At 72.3% G+C, this 21,208-nt stretch carries 19 protein-coding genes and 1 riboswitch; of the genes, 13 read left to right on the forward strand and 6 right to left on the reverse strand.

The features are described from left to right. The first annotated feature begins 103 nt into the window (after positions 1–103). From M2163_RS30145 to M2163_RS30180, 8 genes are all read left to right on the forward strand, one after another. Positions 104–1,882, forward strand: a complete 1,779-nt coding sequence (locus tag M2163_RS30145; RefSeq protein ID WP_280849752.1) for a hypothetical protein — start codon at positions 104–106, stop codon at positions 1,880–1,882. After that, positions 1,869–2,225, forward strand: a complete 357-nt coding sequence (locus M2163_RS30150) for a hypothetical protein (RefSeq protein WP_280849751.1) — start codon at positions 1,869–1,871, stop codon at positions 2,223–2,225. The genes M2163_RS30145 and M2163_RS30150 overlap by 14 nt, the downstream gene beginning before the upstream one ends. A 96-nt stretch (positions 2,226–2,321) precedes the next feature. Next, positions 2,322–3,533: a hypothetical protein gene (locus M2163_RS30155; RefSeq protein ID WP_280849750.1), complete on the forward strand. Its 1,212-nt coding sequence runs from the start codon at positions 2,322–2,324 to the stop codon at positions 3,531–3,533. A gap of 187 nt (positions 3,534–3,720) precedes the next feature. Further along, the gene (locus M2163_RS30160; RefSeq protein WP_280849749.1) at positions 3,721–5,247 is read left to right on the forward strand and encodes an aldehyde dehydrogenase family protein; all 1,527 of its coding nucleotides are present in this window, start codon (positions 3,721–3,723) and stop codon (positions 5,245–5,247) included. 49 nt (positions 5,248–5,296) lie between these two features. Next, the gene (locus tag M2163_RS30165; protein ID WP_280895540.1) at positions 5,297–6,826 is read left to right on the forward strand and encodes a GMC oxidoreductase; all 1,530 of its coding nucleotides are present in this window, start codon (positions 5,297–5,299) and stop codon (positions 6,824–6,826) included. Then, complete coding sequence (locus M2163_RS30170) at positions 6,826–7,932, forward strand: glycine betaine/L-proline ABC transporter ATP-binding protein (protein ID WP_280895541.1); 1,107 nt, start codon at positions 6,826–6,828, stop codon at positions 7,930–7,932. Before M2163_RS30165 ends, M2163_RS30170 begins: the two co-directional genes overlap by 1 nt. Next, the gene (locus tag M2163_RS30175; protein WP_280895542.1) at positions 7,932–9,869 is read left to right on the forward strand and encodes an ABC transporter permease subunit; all 1,938 of its coding nucleotides are present in this window, start codon (positions 7,932–7,934) and stop codon (positions 9,867–9,869) included. Before M2163_RS30170 ends, M2163_RS30175 begins: the two co-directional genes overlap by 1 nt. 1 nt (position 9,870) lies before the next feature. Continuing rightward, the gene (locus M2163_RS30180) at positions 9,871–10,821 is read left to right on the forward strand and encodes an ABC transporter substrate-binding protein (protein WP_280849744.1); all 951 of its coding nucleotides are present in this window, start codon (positions 9,871–9,873) and stop codon (positions 10,819–10,821) included. On the opposite strand, the gene M2163_RS30185 is transcribed toward M2163_RS30180, so the two are convergent. Genes M2163_RS30185 through M2163_RS30195 form a run of 3 tightly spaced genes read right to left on the reverse strand, consistent with a single transcriptional unit; the run spans position 10,822 to position 12,475 of the window. Continuing rightward, positions 10,822–11,547 carry an isocitrate lyase/phosphoenolpyruvate mutase family protein gene (locus M2163_RS30185; protein WP_280849743.1) on the reverse strand — a complete coding sequence of 242 codons (726 nt, stop codon included), beginning with the start codon at positions 11,545–11,547 and terminating at the stop codon, positions 10,822–10,824. After that, the gene (locus M2163_RS30190; RefSeq protein WP_280895543.1) at positions 11,544–11,987 is read right to left on the reverse strand and encodes a carboxymuconolactone decarboxylase family protein; all 444 of its coding nucleotides are present in this window, start codon (positions 11,985–11,987) and stop codon (positions 11,544–11,546) included. Before M2163_RS30190 ends, M2163_RS30185 begins: the two co-directional genes overlap by 4 nt. Then, positions 11,984–12,475 carry a carboxymuconolactone decarboxylase family protein gene (locus M2163_RS30195; protein ID WP_280849741.1) on the reverse strand — a complete coding sequence of 164 codons (492 nt, stop codon included), beginning with the start codon at positions 12,473–12,475 and terminating at the stop codon, positions 11,984–11,986. Before M2163_RS30195 ends, M2163_RS30190 begins: the two co-directional genes overlap by 4 nt. A gap of 46 nt (positions 12,476–12,521) precedes the next feature. On the opposite strand from M2163_RS30195, the gene M2163_RS30200 reads away from it, so the two are divergent. Beyond that, positions 12,522–13,910 carry a PLP-dependent aminotransferase family protein gene (locus M2163_RS30200; RefSeq protein ID WP_280895544.1) on the forward strand — a complete coding sequence of 463 codons (1,389 nt, stop codon included), beginning with the start codon at positions 12,522–12,524 and terminating at the stop codon, positions 13,908–13,910. A gap of 79 nt (positions 13,911–13,989) precedes the next feature. Here M2163_RS30200 and M2163_RS30205 read toward each other — a convergent pair whose 3' ends face one another. Then, on the reverse strand, positions 13,990–14,847 hold the full coding sequence (locus tag M2163_RS30205) for a hypothetical protein (protein WP_280849739.1): 858 nt from the start codon (positions 14,845–14,847) through the stop codon (positions 13,990–13,992). A 137-nt stretch (positions 14,848–14,984) separates the two neighbouring features. On the opposite strand from M2163_RS30205, the gene M2163_RS30210 reads away from it, so the two are divergent. From M2163_RS30210 to M2163_RS30225, 4 genes are all read left to right on the forward strand, one after another. Next, entirely contained in the window at positions 14,985–15,374 is a 390-nt protein-coding gene (locus M2163_RS30210; protein WP_280849738.1) for a hypothetical protein, read from the forward strand. Positions 15,375–15,391: 17 nt separating this feature from the next. Further along, positions 15,392–16,576: a glutathionylspermidine synthase family protein gene (locus M2163_RS30215; protein ID WP_280849737.1), complete on the forward strand. Its 1,185-nt coding sequence runs from the start codon at positions 15,392–15,394 to the stop codon at positions 16,574–16,576. A 445-nt stretch (positions 16,577–17,021) separates the two neighbouring features. Continuing rightward, entirely contained in the window at positions 17,022–17,873 is an 852-nt protein-coding gene (locus M2163_RS30220; RefSeq protein WP_280895545.1) for an LLM class flavin-dependent oxidoreductase, read from the forward strand. 111 nt (positions 17,874–17,984) lie between these two features. Further along, positions 17,985–18,074, forward strand: a riboswitch (ZMP/ZTP riboswitch). A 41-nt stretch (positions 18,075–18,115) separates the two neighbouring features. Beyond that, positions 18,116–19,567 (forward strand): glycine hydroxymethyltransferase, encoded by a 1,452-nt coding sequence (locus M2163_RS30225; protein WP_280849735.1) that lies wholly within the window; start codon positions 18,116–18,118, stop codon positions 19,565–19,567. 38 nt (positions 19,568–19,605) lie between these two features. On the opposite strand, the gene M2163_RS30230 is transcribed toward M2163_RS30225, so the two are convergent. After that, complete coding sequence (locus tag M2163_RS30230; protein ID WP_280897337.1) at positions 19,606–20,178, reverse strand: hypothetical protein; 573 nt, start codon at positions 20,176–20,178, stop codon at positions 19,606–19,608. Positions 20,179–20,404: 226 nt separating this feature from the next. Then, complete coding sequence (locus M2163_RS30235) at positions 20,405–21,076, reverse strand: hypothetical protein (protein ID WP_280895546.1); 672 nt, start codon at positions 21,074–21,076, stop codon at positions 20,405–20,407. Positions 21,077–21,208: the final 132 nt, after the last annotated feature.

A 21,208-nucleotide genomic window follows, 5' to 3' on the forward strand; every position in this document is an offset into this window, starting at 1 on the left:
GCGGGTACCGGATTCCGGTTTCCCGGACCCACCGGCACCTCTATGCTGATGGTTTGTCAACAGGTGACATGCGCAAGGACTTTGCACGCATCGGGGGAGTCGCGTGACCACTACATCTGTGCCTCGGCAACCGCAGTCGGCACCGCCGGGCCCGGTCACGCCGCCGCACGCGAGCGAGGCGACCCGGCTGCTGTGCGCGGGCACCTACCTGGATTCCGGTTACCGGGACCGGGTCATCGAGCAGCTCCACCTGAACGAACAGCGGATCGTGGCGCCCTCGCTCGGCCTCGACGCGGCCCGGGTGCTCGCGCACGCGCTGCGCGCCCGGCGCCAGGAGCTGCTGTGGGCCGGCCTGATCCTGGGCCTGTGGGTGATCGGGCTGCCGCTGACCGGCGGACTGCTGTTCGTGTTCCTCGGCCCCAGCCTGCTGCTCGCGGCCGCCTCCTGGGTCCGGGGCAAGGGCGCGAACCCGCCGCTGTACCGGCGCCTGCCCGCCTTCGTCATGCGCTGGTGGGGGCGTCTGGTCTTCGCGATGTTCCTCGTCCTGGCCCTCGTGGTCGCGTTCGGCGGCGGCGAGGACGACTCGTCGTACGGCGGCTCGGGCTCCTTCGGCGACTCCTACGGCTACGGCGATTCCTACGGCTCCTACGGCGACTCGTCCGACCTGTCCGATCTGCTCTTCCCCGACTTCGACGGGGTCGGTGATCTGGTCGGGCCGCTGCAGGCCTGGCTGGTGATCGTCGTGTTCGCGCTGATCGCGGTGTGCGTGGCCGCCCAGCGCGGCCAGTTCGCCAGGGCGGTCGGCGCCGAACTCTCCCCGCAGCGCTTCCCGGACGCGGCCGGCGACCCGGCCGAGCGCGCCGAGGGGCAGCGGTTCCAGCGGCTCAAGGACCGCATCCGGACCGAGCAGCACGCGCCGCTGGTCATGTACCACGAGAAGCGGCCCTTCTGCGGTGCCGGGTACGCCTACGAGACCTGGGTGCTCGCCGTCGAGCTGCGGCCCGACGAGAGCAGGAAGGAGCAGCTCCCGCTGAACAACCGGGCGGTCCTGGAGAAGATCCGCCCGCTGCTCGAACAGCTGAGGCTGCCCTCGGAGTTCGCCGGGCACACGGTCCGCGACCGGCTGCGCTGGCTGGAGATCGACGAGTGCGTGTTCCTGCCCGCTGAGGGGCTGCGCCGCCGCGAGGAGGCGCCGTACCACCCGCAGGCCTTCGAGGACCACCGGGCCCGCGCGGTCGAGGAGGGTGCCGAGAAGCGGCGGCACTTCCTGCGCATCCGGGTCGGCGGCTGGGAGGAGGAGCTGGTCGTCACGGTCTTCGTGCGCGTCCACACCCAGGGCCGGATGCTCATGCTGGAGATCGCCCCGCACGTCCTGCTGCCGGTGCGCGAGGACTTCAAGGACGCCGACCGCGCGGCGCACACCTACCGGCACAACAACGTGCTCGGCAAGGCGGCCTGGGCGGTGGCCCGGGTGCCGGGCTCCGCGGCCCGCTCCCTCGCCACCCTCGGCAGGGGCGTGGCCTACGCGTGGAAGCTGATGACCGGCGGCTACGCGGGCGCGCTGCCCGACGGCCCGGCGCTGTCGGTGCGCGAGCTCGGTTCGGCGGACGAGGGGTCCCTCTTCCAGGACATGGACGCCTACCGCTACCTCAGGAGCGTCCAGGACCGGGTCGCGCACGGCGTGCTCACGGCGCTGGCCGAATCCGGTTACGAGACCGGCGAGTTCGTCCAGAAGATCGTGAACATCAACAACGGCGTGCATGTCGAGGGCGGTGTCCACGGCAGCACGTTCGCGGCGGGCCCGCACGCGTCCGCGTTCTCCACCACCGGCGGCGCGGGGACCGCCTCACAGAAGGGAACCAGCGGCAATGGCAACGGATGAACCAGGCGTCAGCATCAGCGGTGGTGTCCACGGCAGCACCTTCGCGATCGGCAGCCACGCGCACGCCGAGAGCCACCACGGCACGGCGCCCCAGCGGGACGAAACGGCCGAGGCGCTCCTGACCGCCGTACGGGAACTGCGCGCGGACCTCACGCGGCTGCGGGCCACCGACGAGACGGCCGCGCTGGACAGCGCGCTGGCCGAGACGGAGGAGGAGATCGTCACGACGGGGCAGGCGGGGCCGACCCGCCGGGAGCGCCTGCGGGCGCTGCTGGACGACTCGCAGGCGCTGGTCGGCCTGGTCGCGTCGGCGGGAGCGGTGGCCGGGCTGCTCGGGTTGTGAGCGCGGGGGTACGGTGCCGGTCTGTGCGGGCGCGGTGAGCCGGCCCGCACGGCACGGGTGCGAACGGGGGGACGCGGTGAGTGGGAAGGGGACGCCATGAGCGGGGGAGTGCGGTACTGGAACGAGGAGACCCAGCGGTGGGAGGACGGGGACGGGAGCGGGTCCGCGACCGGTCCGGTCACTCCGCCGCCCCCGCCCCGGCCGGACGCGATGCCGTCGGCGGGCGGGACCGCCACGCCCTCCGCGGAGCCCACCGTGCCCGTCTGGCCGCCGGCGGCCGGGGCGGAGCCGGACGCACGGACGGCCGCGGGGTCCGGCTCCGCGGAACCGCCGGCGCCCTCCGTCCCGCCTCCGCCGGCCCCTCCCGCCGGCTGGCCCGGTGCCGGTGACGGCAGTACCTGGCACGGGCCCGGCACCCCGGGCGGCGGCTGGTCCTCGGCCGAGCGGATCGGTGGCGGATCCGTCACGTCGGCCGAGCAGATCGGTAACGGATCCGTGCCGTCGGCCGAGCAGATCGGTGGCGTCCCGTCGGCCGAGTGGTCGGGGGCGGCCTGGTCGACCGCCGGCACGGCCGTCGCCGAGCCCTCCGCCCGGAAGGACCGCCGCGTCCTGTGGTCCGCGCTCGCAGGGGTCGCCGCCGTCGGTGTCACCGTGGCCCTGGTGCTGACGTTCGTCGTCGGCGGCGGGGACGAGGACGACAAGGCCGTCGACGCGAGCCCCACGCCCACGGGAGCCGTCTCGCAGCAGAGCGGCCCCGACGACTCACCGACCCCCTCGCCGACCGGGGACACGCCCTCCCCGCTCGCCTCGACGCCCGAACTCCCGCCCGGATACGAGCTGTTCGAGGACGCCGAGGGCTTCCGCATCGCACGGCCGCTGGGCTGGTCGCGCACCACCAAGGCGTCCCAGTACGGCATCGACGTGGTCAACTACCGCAGCGCGGACGGCGAACGAAGGCTCCAGGTGTACCAGGTCGCGGAGGAGTCCCCGGAGGCGTCCTTCGAGCTGTACCTCTCCTCCGACACCCCCAAGCCGGACGGCTTCGAGCAGCTCGGCCTCCAGCCCGTGGCGGAGGCCGGGTTCACCGGCGAACGCCTGGAGTACCGGGCCGACTCCCTCAGCGGTGAACCGGACGTCGGCCCCTGGCACGTCTACGACGAGCGGTTCGTCGCCCAGGACGGCCTGATCTACGCGGTCGCCGCGTACGGCCTGGAGGAGGACGGCGGCCAGGACGAACTGGAACTGCTGACCACCGCTCTCTCCGGCTTCTGCGCCTCCTACGCCTGCGACCCGGCGTCGATCGACTGAACCGGCGCCCGGCACACACCCGACGTGGTGCTTTTCATCCTGTTTGTCCGCAATTTCAGTGAGCCAGCGCACTTTCAGCCATCGATTGCGCATGCAATCGAGGCGCTGGGGCATGCGACGACGGTCCCCGTGAGTGACACCCGTGTGACACAGGGGAACCGAACAGGAACGGAAGGCAACACCGATCATGGCCGGACAGCACGCGCGGCGGGAGCCGCACACCATCCACGCGGGCGGCGAATGGCGCGCAGCCGTCTCCGGAGCCACCCGCGAGATCCTCGACCCCGCCGACGCGCGGCCGTTCGCCGTGGTCGCCGAGGGTGACGAGAAGGACACCGACCTGGCGGTCGACGCCGCCCGCCGGGCCTTCGACTCAGGACAGGGCCCCTGGCCGCTCACCCCCGTCGCCGAACGCGCCGCACTGCTGCGCCGCGTCGCCGATCTTCTCGTACGCGACCGCGAAGAACTCGGCCTGCTGGAGAGCCGGGACGCGGGCAAGACCGTCGAGGAGGGCCGGGTCGACATCGACTGTGTCGCCGACGCCTTCCGCTACTTCGCCGACCTGGTCGCCGGCGAGTCGCCCGGCCGGGTCGTCGACGCCGGCTCGACCGACGTCCACAGTGTCGTCGTCCACGAACCCGTCGGCGTGTGCGCGCTGATCACCCCCTGGAACTACCCGCTCCTCCAGGCCAGTTGGAAGATCGCCCCGGCGCTCGCGGCCGGCAACACCTTCGTGGTCAAGCCGAGCGAGATCACCCCGATGACGACCATCGCGCTCATCGAGCTGCTGGTCGAGGCCGGGCTGCCGCAAGGGGTCGCCAACATCGTGACCGGCCCCGGCCACACCGTCGGCGCCCGGCTCGCCGAGCACCCCGACGTGGACCTGGTCTCCTTCACCGGCGGCCTGGTCAGCGGCACCAAGGTCGCGCAGGCGGCCGCCGTCTCGGTCAAGAAGGTCGCCCTCGAACTCGGCGGCAAGAACCCCAACGTGGTCTTCGCCGACGCCTGCGCCACCCCTGAGGGCTTCGACACCGCCGTCGACCAGGCCCTCAACGCCGCCTTCATCCACAGCGGCCAGGTGTGCTCCGCGGGCGGCCGCCTCATCGTCGAGGAGTCGGTCCGCGACCGCTTCGTCGCCGAACTCGCCCGCCGTGCCTCGAAGATCCGCCTCGGCCGCGGCACCGAGGACGGTGTCGAGTGCGGCCCGCTGGTCTCCGAGCAGCAGCGCGCCAAGGTCGAGTCCTACGTCGCCTCCGCGCTGGAGGAGGGTGCGGTGCTGCGCTCCGGCGGCCAGCGCCCCAAGCCCGCCCCGGAGCGCCCGGAGAGCGGCTACTTCTACGAGCCGACCGTCCTTGACCGCTGCCACCGCGAGATGCGGGTCGTGCGGGAGGAGGTCTTCGGCCCGGTCCTCACCGTCGAGACCTTCCGCACCGAGGCCGAGGCGATCGCCCTCGCCAACGACACCGAGTACGGCCTCGCGGGGGCCGTCTGGACCGCCGACGCCGGACGCGCCCGCCGGGTCGCCGGCCGGCTGCGCCACGGCACCGTCTGGATCAACGACTTCCACCCCTACCTCCCGCAGGCGGAGTGGGGCGGTTTCGGCAAGAGCGGGGTGGGCCGCGAGCTCGGCCCCGCCGGCCTCGCCGAGTACCGCGAGAGCAAGCACGTCTACCAGAACCTCGCGCCGAAGCCGGTCCGCTGGTTCGCGGGCTGAACCCACTCGCTCCCTCCCCTCTCTCTCAAGACTTCCCTGGAGTACCCCCATGTCCGAGTCCAAACAGGAGTACGACTACGTCGTCATAGGCGGCGGAACAGCAGGTTCCGTCATAGCCTCCCGCCTCACCGAGAACCCCGACGTCACCGTCGCCGTCATCGAGGGCGGCCCCAGTGACGTCGGCAGGGACGACGTCCTCACCCTGCGCCGCTGGATGGGCCTGCTCGGCGGCGAACTCGACTACGACTACCCCACCACCGAACAGCCGCGCGGCAACTCCCACATCCGGCACAGCCGCGCCCGCGTCCTCGGCGGCTGCTCCTCGCACAACACCCTGATCGCCTTCAAGCCGCTGCCGTCCGACTGGGACGAGTGGGAGGAGGCCGGCGCCAAGGGCTGGGGCGCGGTCCCCATGGAGGCGTACTACGCCCGGCTGAAGAACAACATCGTCCCGGTCGACGAGAAGGACCGGAACGCCATCGCCCGCGACTTCGTCGACTCGGCGCAGAAGGCGCTCGACGTCCCGCGCGTCGAGGGCTTCAACAAGAAGCCCTTCGACGACGGCGTCGGGTTCTTCGACCTGGCCTACCACCCCGAGAACAACAAGCGCTCCTCGGCGTCGGTGGCGTATCTGCACCCGGTGATGGACGAGCGGCCCAACCTCACCATCCTGCTGGAGACCTGGGCGTACAAGCTGGAGCTGGACGGCACGCGGGCACAGGGCGTGCACGTGCGCTCCAAGGACGGCCGGGAGACCCTGATCAGGGCCCGCCGCGAGGTCGTCCTGTGCGCGGGCGCCGTCGACTCGCCCCGTCTGCTGCTGCACTCCGGCATAGGCCCGCGCAAGGACCTCGAAGCCCTCGGCATCCCGGTCGTCCTCGACCTGCCGGGCGTCGGCGAGAACCTCCTCGACCACCCCGAGTCGGTCATCGTCTGGGAGACGAACGGACCGATCCCCGAGAACTCCGCGATGGACTCCGACGCGGGCCTGTTTGTGCGCCGCGACCCCGAACACCCGGGCCCTGACCTGATGTTCCACTTCTACCAGGTCCCCTTCACCGACAACCCGGAGCGCCTCGGCTACGAACGCCCGGCGTACGGCGTCTCGATGACCCCGAACATCCCCAAGCCGAAGAGCCGCGGCCGCCTGTACCTGACCAGCGCGGACCCGGAGGTCAAGCCGGCCCTCGACTTCCGCTACTTCACCGACGAGGACGACTACGACGGCCGCACCCTCGTCGACGGGATCAGGATCGCCCGCGAGATCGCGGCGACCGAACCGCTCGCCGGCTGGCTCAAGCGCGAGGTGTGCCCCGGCCCGGACATCACCGGTGACGAGGAGCTCAGCGAGTACGCGCGCAAGGTCGCGCACACCGTCTACCACCCGGCGGGCACCTGCCGCATGGGCGCCGCCGACGACGAACTGGCCGTGGTGGATCCCGAGTTGAGGATCCGCGGTCTGGACGGCATCCGCATCGCGGACGCGTCCGTGTTCCCGACCATGACCGCCGTGAACCCGATGATCGGGGTGCTCATGGTCGGTGAGAAAGCCGTGGACCTGCTGGGAGGTGGTGCGTGATGAGTACGACCGCGACCATGGAGAAGCCGCCGACGACGGACAACGCAGTGTTCTCCGTCGACGGGCTGTGGAAGGTCTTCGGCCCCAAGGCGGAGCGCGTCCCCGAGGACGCCGAGCTGTCCGCCCTGGCCCCCGCCGACCTGCGCGCGCAGACCGGCTGCACGGCCGCCGTCCGTGACGTGAGCTTCGACGTCCGCAAGGGCGAGGTCTTCGTCGTCATGGGCCTGTCCGGCTCCGGCAAGTCCACGCTGGTGCGCTGTCTGACCCGGCTCATCGAGCCGACGGCCGGCACCATCTGCATCGACGGCGAGGACGTCCGCGCGATGGACAAGTCCCGGCTGCGCGAACTGCGCCGGCACCGCGCCGCGATGGTCTTCCAGCACTTCGGCCTGCTCCCGCACCGCACGGTCCTCGACAACGTGGCCTACGGCCTGGAGGTCCAGGGCGTCGGCAAGGCCGAGCGCCGGGCACGGGCCGCCGAGGTCGTCGCCAAGGTGGGCCTGGAGGGCATGGAGCAGCGCAAGCCCTCCCAGCTCTCCGGCGGCCAGCAGCAGCGCGTCGGTCTCGCGCGGGCCCTCGCGGTGGACCCGCAGGTCCTCCTCTTCGACGAGCCGTTCAGCGCCCTCGACCCGCTGATCCGGCGGGACATGCAGGAGGAGGTCGTGCGCCTGCACCGCGAGGAGGGCCGCACGATGGTCTTCATCACCCACGACCTGAACGAGGCGCTGAAGCTCGGCGACCGGATCGCCCTGATGCGCGACGGCAAGGTCGTCCAGCTCGGCACCCCGGAGGAGATCGTCGGCTCCCCGGCCGACGGCTACGTCCGCGAGTTCGTCCGGGACGTGCCGCGCGAGCAGGTCATGACGGTCCGCCGGGCCATGAAGCCGGGCGACTGCGCGGGCCCGGCCCACCCCGGCGCCCTCGCCCCCGACGCCGTCGTCGCCGACGCCATCAAGGTCGTCGCCGGCAGCGGCCGGCCGGCGTGCGTCGTGGAGAACGGACGCTGCCTCGGCGTCGTCGACCACGAGCGCCTGCTCGGTGTGGTCGCCGGAACGGAGCTCCCCGGGGGAGCCTCCGGAACGGAGCTCCGCAAGGAGGCGGTCTGATGGCCACCGTCACCGCGTCCACGCCCCGCGCCCTGCCCACCGGTCTGCTCAAGCACCGCGCGGTCCACAAGCTCCTGCTCATCGCCCTCGCCGCCGCGATCCTGGTCCCCCTGGCCAACGCCCGCTGGGCCAGCGGCAGTTGGCCCGCCGCCCTCACCGTCGACCTCACCAAGCCGCTCGGCAGCGCGAGCGACTGGATCATCGACAACCGCGACAGCCACCCGCTGTTCCTCTACGGCTTCGGTTACGTCAGCAACGCGGTCGTGATCTCCGTACGCGCCGTCTACCTCGTCCTGCTCGGCGCCGGCTGGGCCGGTGTCACCGCGCTCGGCGCCCTCGTGGCCTGGCGCGTCGCCGGCGTCCGGCTGGCCCTGGGCACCACCGCGGCCTTCCTGGCCTGCGGTCTGCTCGGCATGTGGGTCCCCACCATGCAGACCCTCGCCCTGATGGTCGTCGCCGTGCTCGCCTCGGTCGTCGTCGGCGTCCTGCTGGGGCTCGCCGCCGGACTGTCCCGCCGCATGGACAAGGTCCTGCGCCCGGTCCTGGACACCATGCAGGTCATGCCCGCCTACGCCTACCTCCTCCCGGTCGTCCTGGTCTTCGGCATGGGCGTACCCGCCGCCGTCCTCGCCACCGTCGTCTACGCCGCACCGCCCATGGCCCGCCTCACCGCGCTCGGCCTCCAGGGCGCCGACAAGGAGGTGCTGGAGGCGGTCGAGTCGCTCGGCACCACCGCCCGCCAGCGGCTGCTGACCGCGCGCATCCCGCTGGCCCGCAAGGAACTCATGCTCGGACTCAACCAGACGATCATGATGGCCCTGTCGATGGCCGTCATCGCCTCCGTGATCGGCGCCGCCGGTCTCGGTGACCGCGTCTACCAGGCGCTGGCCTCCGTCGACGTGGGCGCCGCCCTCGCGGCCGGCATCCCCATCGTGCTGCTGGCCGTCGTCCTCGACCGGGTCACCGGCGCGGCGGGCGACGGCACGGAGGGACAGGGGCGCGCAGGCTGGGCGTACGCCCTCGCCGGGACCGTCGTCGTGGCGGTCGCGGGACGGCTGCTGGGCCGCCTCGACTGGCCCGACGCCTGGACCCTGAACATCGCCGAACCCGTCAACCGGGCCGTCGACTGGATGACGGCCCACCTGTACTCCGGCGTCCCCGTCGTCGGCGGCACCGCCGACTGGGCGGGCCACTTCACCACCTGGGTCCTCGACCCGGTCCGTAACGGCCTCCAGGGCCTGCCCTGGTGGTCCGTGCTGCTCGTCGTCGCCACCCTGGCCTGGCTGATCGGCACCTGGCGCACCGCGCTCACCGCGGTCCTCGCCATGGCCGCGATCGGCGTCCTCGGCGTGTGGACGCCCGCGCTGGACACCCTGTCGCAGGTCCTCGCGGCCGTCGCCGTCACCCTGGTCCTGGGCTTCGCGACCGCCGTCGCGGCGGCCCGCAGCGACCGCGTCGAACGCCTGCTGCGACCCGTCCTGGACGTCTTCCAGACCATGCCGCAGTTCGTGTACCTGATCCCGGTCGTCGCCCTGTTCGGCGTGGGCCGCGCGCCCGCCGCCGCGGCGGCCGTCGTCTACGCGCTGCCCGCCGTCGTCCGCATCACCACGCAGGGCCTGCGCCAGGTCGACCTGGCCGCGATGGAGTCCTCGCGCTCGCTCGGCGCGACCAGCTGGCAGCAGTTGCGGCAGGTCCAACTGCCGCTCGCCCGGCCCGCACTGCTGCTCGCCGTCAACCAGGGCGTGGTCCTCGTCCTCGCCGTCGTCGTCATCGGCGGTCTGGTCGGCGGAGGCGCGCTCGGCTACGACACCGTGTTCGGCCTGGCCCAGGGCGACCTGGCGACCGGCCTGGTCGCGGGCGCCGCCATCGTCTGCCTCGGCCTGATGCTCGACCGGGTCACCCAGCCGACGGAACGCCGGCCGGGGAAGGGAGCCTGACATGCGCGTACGTACGATCGCCGCGGGTGGCGCGCTGCTGCTGCTGCTCACCGGCTGCGGTGCCGCCGACATGACCAAGCAGGCCTCGCCCTTCGCCAACGCCCAGGGCGCCAAGTCGGTGACCCTGTCCGTCCAGTCCTGGGTCGGCGCACAGGCCAACGTGGCCGTCGCCCAGTACCTCCTGGAGCACAAGCTCGGCTACCGCGTCGACACCGTCCAGGTCGACGAGGTCCCCGCGTGGGACGCGCTCAGCCAGGGCCGGGTCGACGCCATCCTGGAGGACTGGGGCCACCCCGAGCAGGAGCAGCGGTACGTCAAGGACAAGAAGACGATCACCGCGGGCGGCGGACTCGGCGTCACCGGGCACATCGGCTGGTACGTCCCGACGTACTTCGCCAAGCAGCACCCGGACGTCACCGACTGGAAGAACCTCAACAAGTACGCCTCGCAGCTGCGGACGGCAGAGAGCGGCGGCAAGGGCCAGCTGATGGACGGCTCCCCGTCCTACGTCACCAACGACAAGGCGCTGGTGAAGAACCTGGACCTGGACTACCAGGTGGTGTTCGCCGGTTCGGAGGCCGCGCAGATCACCCAGATCCGGCAGTTCGCCAAGGAGAAGAAGCCCTTCCTGACCTACTGGTACGCCCCCCAGTGGCTGTTCGAGAAGGTCCCGATGACCGAGGTGAAGCTGCCCGCCTACAAGGAGGGCTGCGACGCGGACCCGGCGAAGGTCGCCTGCGCCTATCCGCACACCCCGCTCCAGAAGTACCTGAACACGGACTTCGCGAAGTCCGGCGGCAAGGCGGCGGCGTTCCTGAAGAAGTTCAAGTGGACGACCGAGGACCAGAACCAGGTCTCCCTGATGATCGCCGACCAGAAGCTGACACCGGAGGAGGCGGCGAAGAAGTGGGTGGACAGCCACGAGTCCACATGGCAGGCGTGGCTGTCCTGATCACTGCTTCCGCAGTTCTGCGGCCGTCCCCCGCAGCGCCAGGGCGGCCCGGCGCTGGAGGCCGGGACCGAACGTGACACGAGTGGCCCCGAGTTCACCGAGTTCGGTGGGCGAGGGGCCCTCGCCGTCCAGCCGCCCGAACACGTTCAGCGGGCCCTGGATCCCGGACCGCAGCAGCGGAAGCACCTTCACGGGGGCGCCGATCGGATAGACGCAGTCGGCACCCGCGGCGACGTACAGGGCGGCCCGCTCGATGGCCCGCTCGGGATCGCCGTCACCACAGGAGAAGGTGTCCACGCGGGCGTTGACGAACAACTGGTCCCCGGCCGCGTACCGCACCTCGGCGAGCCGGTCGGCGTGCTCGCGCGGATCCCTGAGGACCCCGTGCTCGGAGTCCTCCAGATTGCAGCCGACGGCCCCCGCCTCCAGCAGCCGCTCCACCAGCTCCTTCGGCGCCAGCCCGTACCCGCTCTCCACGTCCGCCGACACGGGGATGTCCACCGCCTTCGCGATGCGCGCCACCGCGGCGAACATCTCGTCGGCGGGTGTGGACCCGTCCTCGTGGCCGAGGGAAGCGGCGATCGCGGCACTCGGAGTGGCCAGTGCCGGGAACCCGGCCTCCTCGCACACCCGGGCGCTGACCGCGTCCCACGGGCCCGGCAGGACGAGGGGATCGCCCGGGAGGCGGCCCCGGTGCAGGGCGCGGAAGACGTCCACCTTGCTCACGGCCGGTACCCCCCGGGCGGGATGCGGCGGGCGACCATCACCCGGTTCCAGTTGTTGATGGCGACGACCAGCCCGATGAGATGGGCGAGCCGGACCTCGTCGAAGTGCCGCGCGGCGGTGTCGTACACGTCGTCCGGCACGAAACCGTCGGTGAGGACGGTCACCGCCTCCGTCAGCGCGAGCGCGGCCCGCTCCCGCTCGTCGAAGACGCCCTCCGCCTCCTCCCAGGCGGCGAGCAGGTCCAGCTGCTTCTCGCTCACCCCCTGCTCGCGGGCGATGGCCAGATGCATGTCCAGGCAGAAGGCGCAGTGGTTGAGCTGCGAGGCCCGGATGACGACCAGTTCGGCGAGGGCCGGGTCGCCGAGCCCCTGTTTCGCGGTGGCGCTGAGCGCGGACAGGGCCCGGCCGACCTGAGGGTCGAGAACGTCCGTACGGCTCACTGGTGCCGGCCCGCCTCGTAGTGCCCCGGCACCATGCGGCAGGTCACCCCGAACCGGTTCCAGGCGTTGATCACCGTGATCGCGGCGATCAGCTGGGCCAGCTCGGCCTCCTCGAAGTGCTTGGCCGCGTGCTCGTACACCTCGTCCGGCACAAAACCGTCGGTGAGGACGGTGACCGCGTCGGTCAGTGCGAGGGCCGCGACCTCCTTCTCCGTGTAGAAGTGCTTCGACTCCTCCCACGCGCCCAGCTGGATGATCCGCTCGACGCTCTCACCGGCCGCGAGGGCGTCCTTGGAGTGCATGTCGAGGCAGAACGCGCAGTGGTTGAGCTGCGAGGCGCGGATCTTCACCAGGTCCAGCAGCCGGGGGTCCAGGCCCCGCCGGGCGGCCGTGTCGAGGCGGAGCATCGCCTTGTAGACCTCGGGGGCGTGCTGGGCCCAGGCGAGTCGTGGGGTGTGTTCGGGAGCGTGGGTTTCCGCTGTGGTCATGCCTCGACCCTAGGAGCCAGGCAGCCCAGGAGTATGGTCCACTTCCATGGCGAAATCCTGGGCCCCTTTCGGCGTGGACCTGCATCTGGACCCCACCGGCCCCGGCGTCCGGCGCGGCCTCACCGACGCCCTGCGCGAGGCCGTCCGCACCGGCCGCCTCGCCCCCGGCACCCGGCTGCCCTCCTCCCGCGCGCTCGCCGCCGACCTGGGCATCGCCCGCAACACCGTCGCCGACGCCTACGCCGACCTGGTCGCCGAGGGCTGGCTCACCGCCCGCCAGGGCTCGGCGACGCGGGTCTCGGACCGCACGGTCGTCCCGCCCGCCGGAGCCGCACCCCGGCCCCGCGAACCCGGGCGCCCCACCCACAACCTCGTCCCCGGCACCCCCGACCTCGCCTCCTTCCCGCGCGCCGAGTGGCTCAAGGCGGCCCGCCGCGCCCTCGCCACCGCCCCCTACCAGGCCCTCGACTACGGCGACCCCCGCGGCCGCGTCGAACTGCGCACCGCCCTCGCCGAGTACCTCTCGCGCGCCCGCGGGGTGCGCGCAGACCCCGACCGCATCCTGGTCTGCGCCGGGTTCTCGCACGGCCTGCGCCTGCTCGGCGCGGTGCTGCGGGCCCGGGGCGCCCGCACGGTCGCCGTGGAGTCGTACGGCCTCGACGTGCACTGGAACCTGCTCGCGGCCGCCGGCCTGCGGACCGTGCCGCTGCCCTTCGACGAACGCGGCACGGACCCGGGGGAGTTGACCGACCAGGACGCGGTGCTGCTCACCCCCGCCCACCAGTTCCCGATGGGCGGCACCCTGCACCGCGACCGCCGTGCGGCCGTCGTCGAGTGGGCCCGCCGCACCGGCGGACTGGTCGTCGAGGACGACTACGACGGCGAGTTCCGCTACGACCGCCAGCCCGTCGGCGCCCTCCAGGGCCTGGACCCCGACCACGTCGTCCACGCGGGCACGGCCAGCAAGTCCCTGGCCCCCGGCCTGCGACTGGGCTGGCTGGTGCTGCCGCCCGGCCTCATGGAGGAGGTCCTGGCGGTCAAGGGCGGCATCGACACCTGCGGGTCCCTCGACCAGCTGACCCTCGCCGAGTTCCTGACCTCCGGGGCCTACGACCGCCATGTGCGCGCCGCCCGGCTGCGCTACCGGCGCCGCCGCGACGCCCTCGTCGCCGAACTCGCGCGGCGGGCCCCGCGGGTGCACGCCACCGGGATCGCGGCCGGGCTGCACGTGGTGCTGGGGCTCCCGCCGGGCACCGAGCAGCCGGCGCTGCGGGCGGCGGCCTGGCAGGGCCTCGCGGTCCACGGGCTGCACCGCTACCAGCACCCCGAGGCCGTCGTCGAGCGGCACGACGCGCTCGTCGTGGGCTACGGCACACCGCCCGACCACGCCTGGTCGGGAGCGCTGGAGGCACTGTGCGCGGTGCTGCCCGAATAACGCCGGGCGATGCCGCTGTTCGCCTTACGGTCGGTATGGCTCACTCTGCCCACCTGTATCGGCAGCAACTGACCGACTCTCACTGAGTTCGTGCGGGGGATCGCGGAACGGAATGTGCCGGGGCCTCCCCGAACCTGGCCAGCGCCAACGCCCCCGCGACGGCCACCGCGAAACCCAGCACCGCCACCCACGCCAGCCCCTCCCGGGTGCGGTCCCCGAGCCACACCACCCCCACCAGCGCGGGCCCGATCGTCTCCCCGATCACCATCCCGGCGGTCGCCGTGGTCACCGACCCCCGCTGCAGCGCCGAGGTCAGCGACACGAACGCCGCTCCACCACCGACGAGGAGCGCATACGTCGCCGGATTGGCCACCAGCGCCGACGGGGCGAGCGAGTCGATCAGCCGCACCGCCACCTCGACCACCCCGAACCCGAACCCTGCCCCCAGCCCGAGCGCCAACGCCCGCCCCCGGTCCGGCAGCCGTCCGCCCAGCAGCGCGAGTGCGAGCACCGCGAGAGCCGTCCCGAGCATCGCGTACTTCAGGGCCGCCGAACCGCCGCGGTCGCCCTCGGTCCCGGACGCGATCCCCAGCAGTGCCATCCCGGCGCACACCACCCCGACCGCCGCCCACTCGCCCCCGCGCAGCCGAACCCGCAGCAGCCGCGCCGACACCACCGCGGTCACCGCCAGACTCGACGCGAGCGCCGCGCCGACCGCGTAGATCGGGATCGACCGCAACGCGGCGATCTGCAACAGGAACCCCACCCCGTCCAGAGCGAGCCCCGCCAGATACCGCCACTGCCGCACCGCCCTCAGGAACAGCGTCACCGCGAACGCCGAGCCCTCGCCACCGCCCGCGTCCGCCGCCCGTGCCGCCATCGCCTGCAGCACGGTGGCCGTGCCGAAGCAGACCGAGGCACCGAGAGCACACACCATTCCAAAGAGCACAAAGTGACCTTAGGGGAGGGGAGGGGAGGCGGGCCGCCTTCGGACAAGCTCTTACTGATCTCTAAGCTGTCCGCCGGACACACGACACAGCAGGCCCACGGCCTGACCAAGGGGGAGACACGAACATGGCGGACGCACGCCGGCAACTTCGCTCGGGCACGGTCGCACTCGGCGGCGTGGGACTGCTCGCCATGGCCCTGACCGCCTGCTCCTCCGACCCCGACAAGCGGTGTGTCGACCGCGACAGCTACACCCTCGGCAAGGGCTACCGGGTCGTCGCCGACAAGAACTGCAAGTCCAGCACCTCGGTCAACGGCTCCTACTACTACGGCGGCAAGAAGAAGGGCTCCTGGGTCTCGGACGGCTCCTTCACCAAGTCCGGCAAGGGCTCCGGCAGTTCGTCGAGCAGCACGGGCGGCAGCGGCAGCGGGGGCAGCGGTGTCGACCGCGGTGGCTTCGGGAGCGGAGGCAGCGGCGACGGCGGCGGCGTCGGCAAGGGAAGCTCCGGCGGCTGACGGCGGAGCCGAGCATCATGCGCCGACACACCCTCACCCCCCGGCCCGGCTGGCAGCAGACCGTCGAGGCCCAGGGCCTCGTCTACCCGCTCACCCGCCACCCCGACGACTCCCTGCGCCCCTACTGGGACGAGAGCGCCTACTACTCCTTCACGCTCCCCGAGGTGGAGGCACTGGAGGAGACCGTCGAGAACCTCCACCGTATGTGCCTGGCGGCCGCCGACCACATCGTCACCGCGCACCGCTTCGCCGACCTCGGCATCACCGACCCGCGGGTGGCCGAGGCGGTCGCCGAGTCCTGGCACCGGCGCGCCGAACTCCCCTCCGTCTACGGCCGCTTCGACCTCCGCCACGACGGCGACGGCCCGGCCAAACTGCTGGAGTACAACGCCGACACCCCCACCTCCCTCGTGGAGGCCGCCTCGCCCCAGTGGTTCTGGATGGAGGAGCGCTTCCCCGGCGCCGACCAGTGGAACTCCCTCCACGAACGCCTCGTCGCCGCCTGGAAGAAACAGGCCGCCCTCCTGCCGCCCGGCAGCCCGCTCTACTTCGCGCACTCCAGTGCCGACGAACTCGGCGAGGACCTCATGACGGTCGCCTACCTCAAGGAGACCGCAGAGCAGGCCGGCCTGGACACCGACTGGATCTCGATGGAGGAGATCGGCTGGGACCCCCTCTCCGGCCGCTTCGTCGACAACCAACTCCGCTTCATCCGCAGCTGCTTCAAGCTCTACCCCTGGGAGTGGCTCACCACGGACCGCTTCGCCACCCACGTCCTCGACACCCTCGACAACGGCGGCGGCACTGGCAGCACCCTGTGGATCGAACCCGCCTGGAAGATGCTGCTCAGCAACAAGGCCCTCCTCGCGATCCTCTGGGAGCTGTACCCGGACCACCCGAACCTCCTGCCCGCCTACCTCGACGGCCCCCGGCACCTGGCCGCCACGACCGGCTACGTCGCCAAGCCGCTGCTCGGCCGCGAGGGCGCCGGAGTGACGGTGCACGAGCCCGGCACCGATGCACCGGTCCGTGAGGAGCCCTGCTGCTACCAGGAACTGGCCCCCCTCCCCGACTTCGACGGCAACCACGTGGTCCTCGGCGCCTGGGTCGTGGAGAACGAGCCGGCGGGCCTGGGCATCCGGGAGTCGTCCGGCTTGATCACCGACGAGTACGCACGCTTTTTGCCTCACGTGATCCTCTGAGCGGGGCGGGCGGGGCGAGGCGAAGCAGGCGAGGCTAGGCGGGGTTCGGGCCTGTGGTGTGTGGGCGGGGGCCTGACCTCGGGGCGTGGGGGGCCTGGCCCCGGGTGCGTGGGCGGCGGGGCCTGGCCCCGGGTGCGTGGGCGGGGGCGTGGCCCCGGGTGCGTCGGTGGTGTGGGAAGACCGCGGCCCCGGACCGCCTCTCCGGCGGCCGCCGACTGAAGCAGGCAGGACGATCGGGCCCCGTGACTTCCTATGAGCGCCCGACGGAAAAAGCGTTGCCGCCCTCCACCCGCCCGCGTTACCGTCACCGCACTCTGACGCACACGCTCTCTTGAACCATCGCCGCAGAACGGGAGCAGGCCCGCGCACAGCGCGCGGTGCCACGGAGGGGCGGCACCGGATCCGGCCGACCGGCGGATCCCGTACGCCCTCCGGAGGACCCTCCATGAACATCGGCCTCGGCCTTCCCATCGACGACCCCGCCCAGCTGCTGACCTGGGCCCGGCGCGCCGACGCGAGCCCCTTCCGCACCCTCGGCCTGCTCGACCGCCTCGTCTACGACAACCCCGAGCCCCTCGTCACGCTGGCCACCCTCGCCGGTGCCACCTCCCGCATCCGCGTCCAGACCGAGGTGCTGCTCGCACCCCTCCACAACACCGCCCTGCTCGCCAAGCAGACCGCGACCCTGGACCGCCTCTCCGGCGGCCGCTTCACGCTCGGCATCGGTGTCGGAGGCCGCGAGGACGACTGCCTGGCCGCCGGCATCGACCTCCACCGCCGTGGCCGCCGCCTCGACGAACAGCTGACCCTGCTGCGCCGCGCCTGGTCCGGCGAACCCTACGCAGAGGGTGTCGGCCCCATCGGCCCCGCTCCCAGCACCCCCGATGGCCCCGAGGTCCTGTTCGGCGGCTTCGCCCCCGCCGCCCTCGAACGCGTCGGCCGCTTCGGCGACGGCTTCCTCGGCGCCGCCCTGCCGCCCTCCTTCATGTCCAACCTGTTCCGCGACGCCGAAACGGCCTGGCAGAAGCACGACCGCCCCGGCCACCCCCGCCTGGTCGCCCAGGCCAACGTCGCTCTCGGCCCGGACGACACCGTGGACCGGGCCCGCCGCACGCTCCGCGACTACTACGCCTTCAGCGGCCACGTCGCGTACATGGAGGCCGGCCTGCTCACCACACCGCGGCAGATCCGTGAGACGGCCGACGCCTACTTCGGCATCGGCGCCGACGAGGTGATGCTCTACTGCTGGGCCTCGGACCCGGACCAGGTCGACCGCCTCGCCGACGCGCTGTTCTGACGTCCAGCGCACGCCACGGCTTCGAGGCCAGGAGCCCCCCGCCCGGCCTCGAAGCCGTCGCTCGCATGGTGGACGCCGCACAGGTGCCTCCCGACGTGGCCGGTAGGCTGGCCAGCAGGCCGTGACTGGCGCGCTGGGATGGGACGGACCATCGGGGAGCGGCCTGTGAGTGACCAAGTGCCGTGCGCCTGGGCCGAACCGTGATCCGTGACCGCTTCAAGCCACGCAGCCCGGAGGCCGCCATGTCAGAGCAGCAGCCCCTGTCCACCGAGTCCACGGCCTTCCGCGCCGCCCTCGACGTGATCCGCGCCGTAGAGCCGCGCGTCGCCGACGCCATCGGCCAGGAGGTCCACGACCAGCGCGAGATGCTCAAGCTGATCGCCTCCGAGAACTACGCCTCCCCGGCCACTCTCCTCGCGATGGGCAACTGGTTCAGCGACAAGTACGCCGAGGGCACCGTCGGCCGCCGCTTCTACGCCGGCTGCCGCAACGTCGACACCGTCGAGTCCCTGGCCGCCGAGCACGCCAAGGAACTCTTCGGCGCCCGCCACGCCTACGTCCAGCCCCACTCCGGCATCGACGCCAACCTCGTCGCCTTCTGGTCCGTCCTCGCCCAGCGCGTCGAGGTCCCCGCGCTCCAGAAGGCCGGCGTCCGTCAGGTCAACGACCTCTCCGACGCCGACTGGGCCGAGCTCCGCCAGGCCTTCGGCAACCAGCGCATGCTCGGCATGTCCCTGGACGCCGGCGGCCACCTCACCCACGGCTTCCGCCCGAACATCTCCGGCAAGATGTTCGACCAGCGCTCCTACGGCACCGACCCCGCCACCGGCCTCGTCGACTACGAGGCTCTGCGCGCCTCGGCCCGTGAGTTCAAGCCGATGATCATCGTCGCCGGCTACTCGGCCTACCCGCGCCTGGTGAACTTCCGGATCATGCGCGAGATCGCCGACGAGGTCGGCGCCACGCTCATGGTCGACATGGCCCACTTCGCCGGTCTCGTCGCCGGCAAGGTCCTCACCGGCGACTTCGACCCGGTCCCGCACGCCCAGATCGTCACCACCACCACCCACAAGTCCCTGCGCGGCCCGCGCGGCGGCATGGTGCTGTGCGACGACTCCCTCAAGGACCAGGTCGACCGCGGCTGCCCGATGGTCCTCGGCGGCCCGCTCCCGCACGTCATGGCCGCGAAGGCCGTCGCCCTCGCCGAGGCCCGGCAGCCCTCCTTCCAGGACTACGCCCAGCGGATCGTCGACAACTCCCGCGCCCTGGCCGAGGGCCTGATGCGCCGCGGCGCCACCCTGGTCACCGGCGGCACCGACAACCACCTCAACCTGATCGACGTGGCCTCCTCCTACGGCCTCACCGGCCGCCAGGCCGAGGCGGCCCTGCTCGAGTCGGGCATCGTCACCAACCGCAACGCCATCCCGGCCGACCCCAACGGCGCCTGGTACACCTCCGGCATCCGCATCGGCACCCCCGCCCTGACCACCCGTGGTCTCGGCACCGCCGAGATGGACGAGGTCGCCGGTCTCATCGACCGTGTCCTCACCACCACGGAGCCCGGCACCACCAGCAAGGGCGCCCCCTCCAAGGCCCAGCACATCCTGGACCCGAAGGTCGCCGACGAGATCTCCCACCGGGCCACCGACCTCGTCGCCGGCTTCCCGCTGTACCCCGAGGTCGACCTCGGCTGACCGGCGTCCCCTCTTGAGTTGTCAAAGAACAGTGACTCCTAGAGATCGATGAGTTCCTGTCGTGGCTCCTCCCGCGGCGGTCCGGCTCCCGGCCGGGCCGCCGCGCGGCGTATCAGCCGCGTGCCGCCCATCCCGGCCGCGAACCCCACGGCGACCCCCGGCACCGCCCACCAGGCTCCGTCCGCGTCGCCCTCCTCACCGCCGCCTCCGTCCTGGAGTCCGCCCTCCCCGGCGCCGCCCAACAGTCCCGCCCGGTCCAGCTGATCGAAGGCGGCCCGTGACGCCCGGTGCCGGCGGATGTCGTCGTCCTGCCGCTCCGGCACCGGATCCGTACGCACCCACGGAGTGCCGTCCCCGGTCAGGAAGAGCTGGTCCTGTCGCTCCACGGCAACCTCGCTCCCGGGTGCCGAGTTCGTCTGCGGCCGGCCGCCGACACCCGTCAGCCCCCGCGTCACGGTCATCCGCACCGGTGGACAGCGGCCCTCCTGCCAGGTGTCCGACACCCGCTCCGTGCCCGCGTACATCGGTCGGAGCAGCCGCCACAGGCGGGTGAAGTACGGCTCGTCGGACCGCACGGCCTCCGTCCGGCCTGCGCCCCCGGTGACGACCATCGCCAGGTCGGGGTCGTCGAATCCCGTCTCCCACGCCGCAGGTGCCCCCGCGTCCGCCGCCCGGGCCGTCGGCGCCCCGAGCGCCATCACCGCCACGGCCACGGGTACGAGTGCCGATAACGCCCTGCGCCCTCCGAGCCACGGTGCTGTGCGTGTGTTCCGCACGGTCATCTCCCCCTCGATCAACAAAGCCTCACTGTCTCAAGCTCGCGAAGACCTCCCTTCGTCACACATCACGCAGCTCCTGCCGCGGCCCCGGCTCCCGGCGCGGGCGCTCCCACCGCCTCCGCAGTGCCAAGGGCCGCAAGGTCAGGGCCAGTACGGCACCTGCCGCCAGACCGGGAAGCGACCACCACCACCCGGTGCCGTCGTACCCCGTCGCGCGGGGAGCAGCGGACGCCGAGGTCTTTGCCGTCCCCGTGGGCGCTGCCTCCGCCGAACCGTCCGCCGCCTGTTCCGGTGCCGGGAAGATGGCATGCCCCTCGCCTGAGATCGCGCCCATCACGCCCAAGTCATCAAGCAGCGAACGTAGTTGGTGCGACTCGTTGGCGCGGTGCCAGTGCCCGTTCACCGACTCCGGGACGTGCTCCGCCGTGTGTATCCACACCTCGTCCGTGTCGGCCAGAGGGAAGACCTGGTCGATGCGCCACGGTGAGACGTCGTGCGCCATCCAGGTGACGTTGATCTGACGGGCGGCGAGGAGGTTCGCCTCGGGCGGCTTGGTGCGGGTGCCCGTGCCTGGAGAGCCGAGCAACCGCTGCAACTCTCCGTACTCCTCGTCGGAGTGGTACAGCGATGCCGTCTCCCCGCTCTCGGGCGAGACCACCAGCACACTCGTCGGCCCACCCGCCGACGCGGCGGACGCCGCCCACACCGTCAGAGTCAGCGCCGCCGCCAACGCCCCCAGACCCGAGGCCAGTTCCCGACCTCGACCCCTCCAGCCAATCCGGCCACTCTCACGCCTCTTCATGCCGACCCCCAGCTGACGATCCCCGTGCGCCTCGTCCCCGAGCCGCGTGTCACTTCTGGT

Source organism: Streptomyces sp. SAI-135 (genome assembly GCF_029893805.1).
Taxonomy (GTDB): Bacteria; Actinomycetota; Actinomycetes; order Streptomycetales; family Streptomycetaceae; genus Streptomyces.

Bases quoted from the DNA above. Each gene is read 5' to 3' on its own strand.
- M2163_RS30150 (WP_280849751.1), top strand. From the start codon at position 1,869: ATGGCAACGGATGAACCAGGCGTCAGCATCAGCGGTGGTGTCCACGGC.
- M2163_RS30155 (WP_280849750.1), top strand. From the start codon at position 2,322: ATGAGCGGGGGAGTGCGGTACTGGAACGAGGAGACCCAGCGGTGGGAG.
- M2163_RS30160 (WP_280849749.1), top strand. From the start codon at position 3,721: ATGGCCGGACAGCACGCGCGGCGGGAGCCGCACACCATCCACGCGGGC.
- M2163_RS30165 (WP_280895540.1), top strand. From the start codon at position 5,297: ATGTCCGAGTCCAAACAGGAGTACGACTACGTCGTCATAGGCGGCGGA.
- M2163_RS30170 (WP_280895541.1), top strand. From the start codon at position 6,826: ATGAGTACGACCGCGACCATGGAGAAGCCGCCGACGACGGACAACGCA.
- M2163_RS30175 (WP_280895542.1), top strand. From the start codon at position 7,932: ATGGCCACCGTCACCGCGTCCACGCCCCGCGCCCTGCCCACCGGTCTG.
- M2163_RS30180 (WP_280849744.1), top strand. From the start codon at position 9,871: ATGCGCGTACGTACGATCGCCGCGGGTGGCGCGCTGCTGCTGCTGCTC.
- M2163_RS30195 (WP_280849741.1), bottom strand. From the start codon at position 12,475: ATGACCACAGCGGAAACCCACGCTCCCGAACACACCCCACGACTCGCC.
- M2163_RS30200 (WP_280895544.1), top strand. From the start codon at position 12,522: ATGGCGAAATCCTGGGCCCCTTTCGGCGTGGACCTGCATCTGGACCCC.
- M2163_RS30205 (WP_280849739.1), bottom strand. From the start codon at position 14,847: ATGGTGTGTGCTCTCGGTGCCTCGGTCTGCTTCGGCACGGCCACCGTG.
- M2163_RS30210 (WP_280849738.1), top strand. From the start codon at position 14,985: ATGGCGGACGCACGCCGGCAACTTCGCTCGGGCACGGTCGCACTCGGC.
- M2163_RS30215 (WP_280849737.1), top strand. From the start codon at position 15,392: ATGCGCCGACACACCCTCACCCCCCGGCCCGGCTGGCAGCAGACCGTC.
- M2163_RS30220 (WP_280895545.1), top strand. From the start codon at position 17,022: ATGAACATCGGCCTCGGCCTTCCCATCGACGACCCCGCCCAGCTGCTG.
- M2163_RS30225 (WP_280849735.1), top strand. From the start codon at position 18,116: ATGTCAGAGCAGCAGCCCCTGTCCACCGAGTCCACGGCCTTCCGCGCC.
- M2163_RS30230 (WP_280897337.1), bottom strand. From the start codon at position 20,178: ATGGTCGTCACCGGGGGCGCAGGCCGGACGGAGGCCGTGCGGTCCGAC.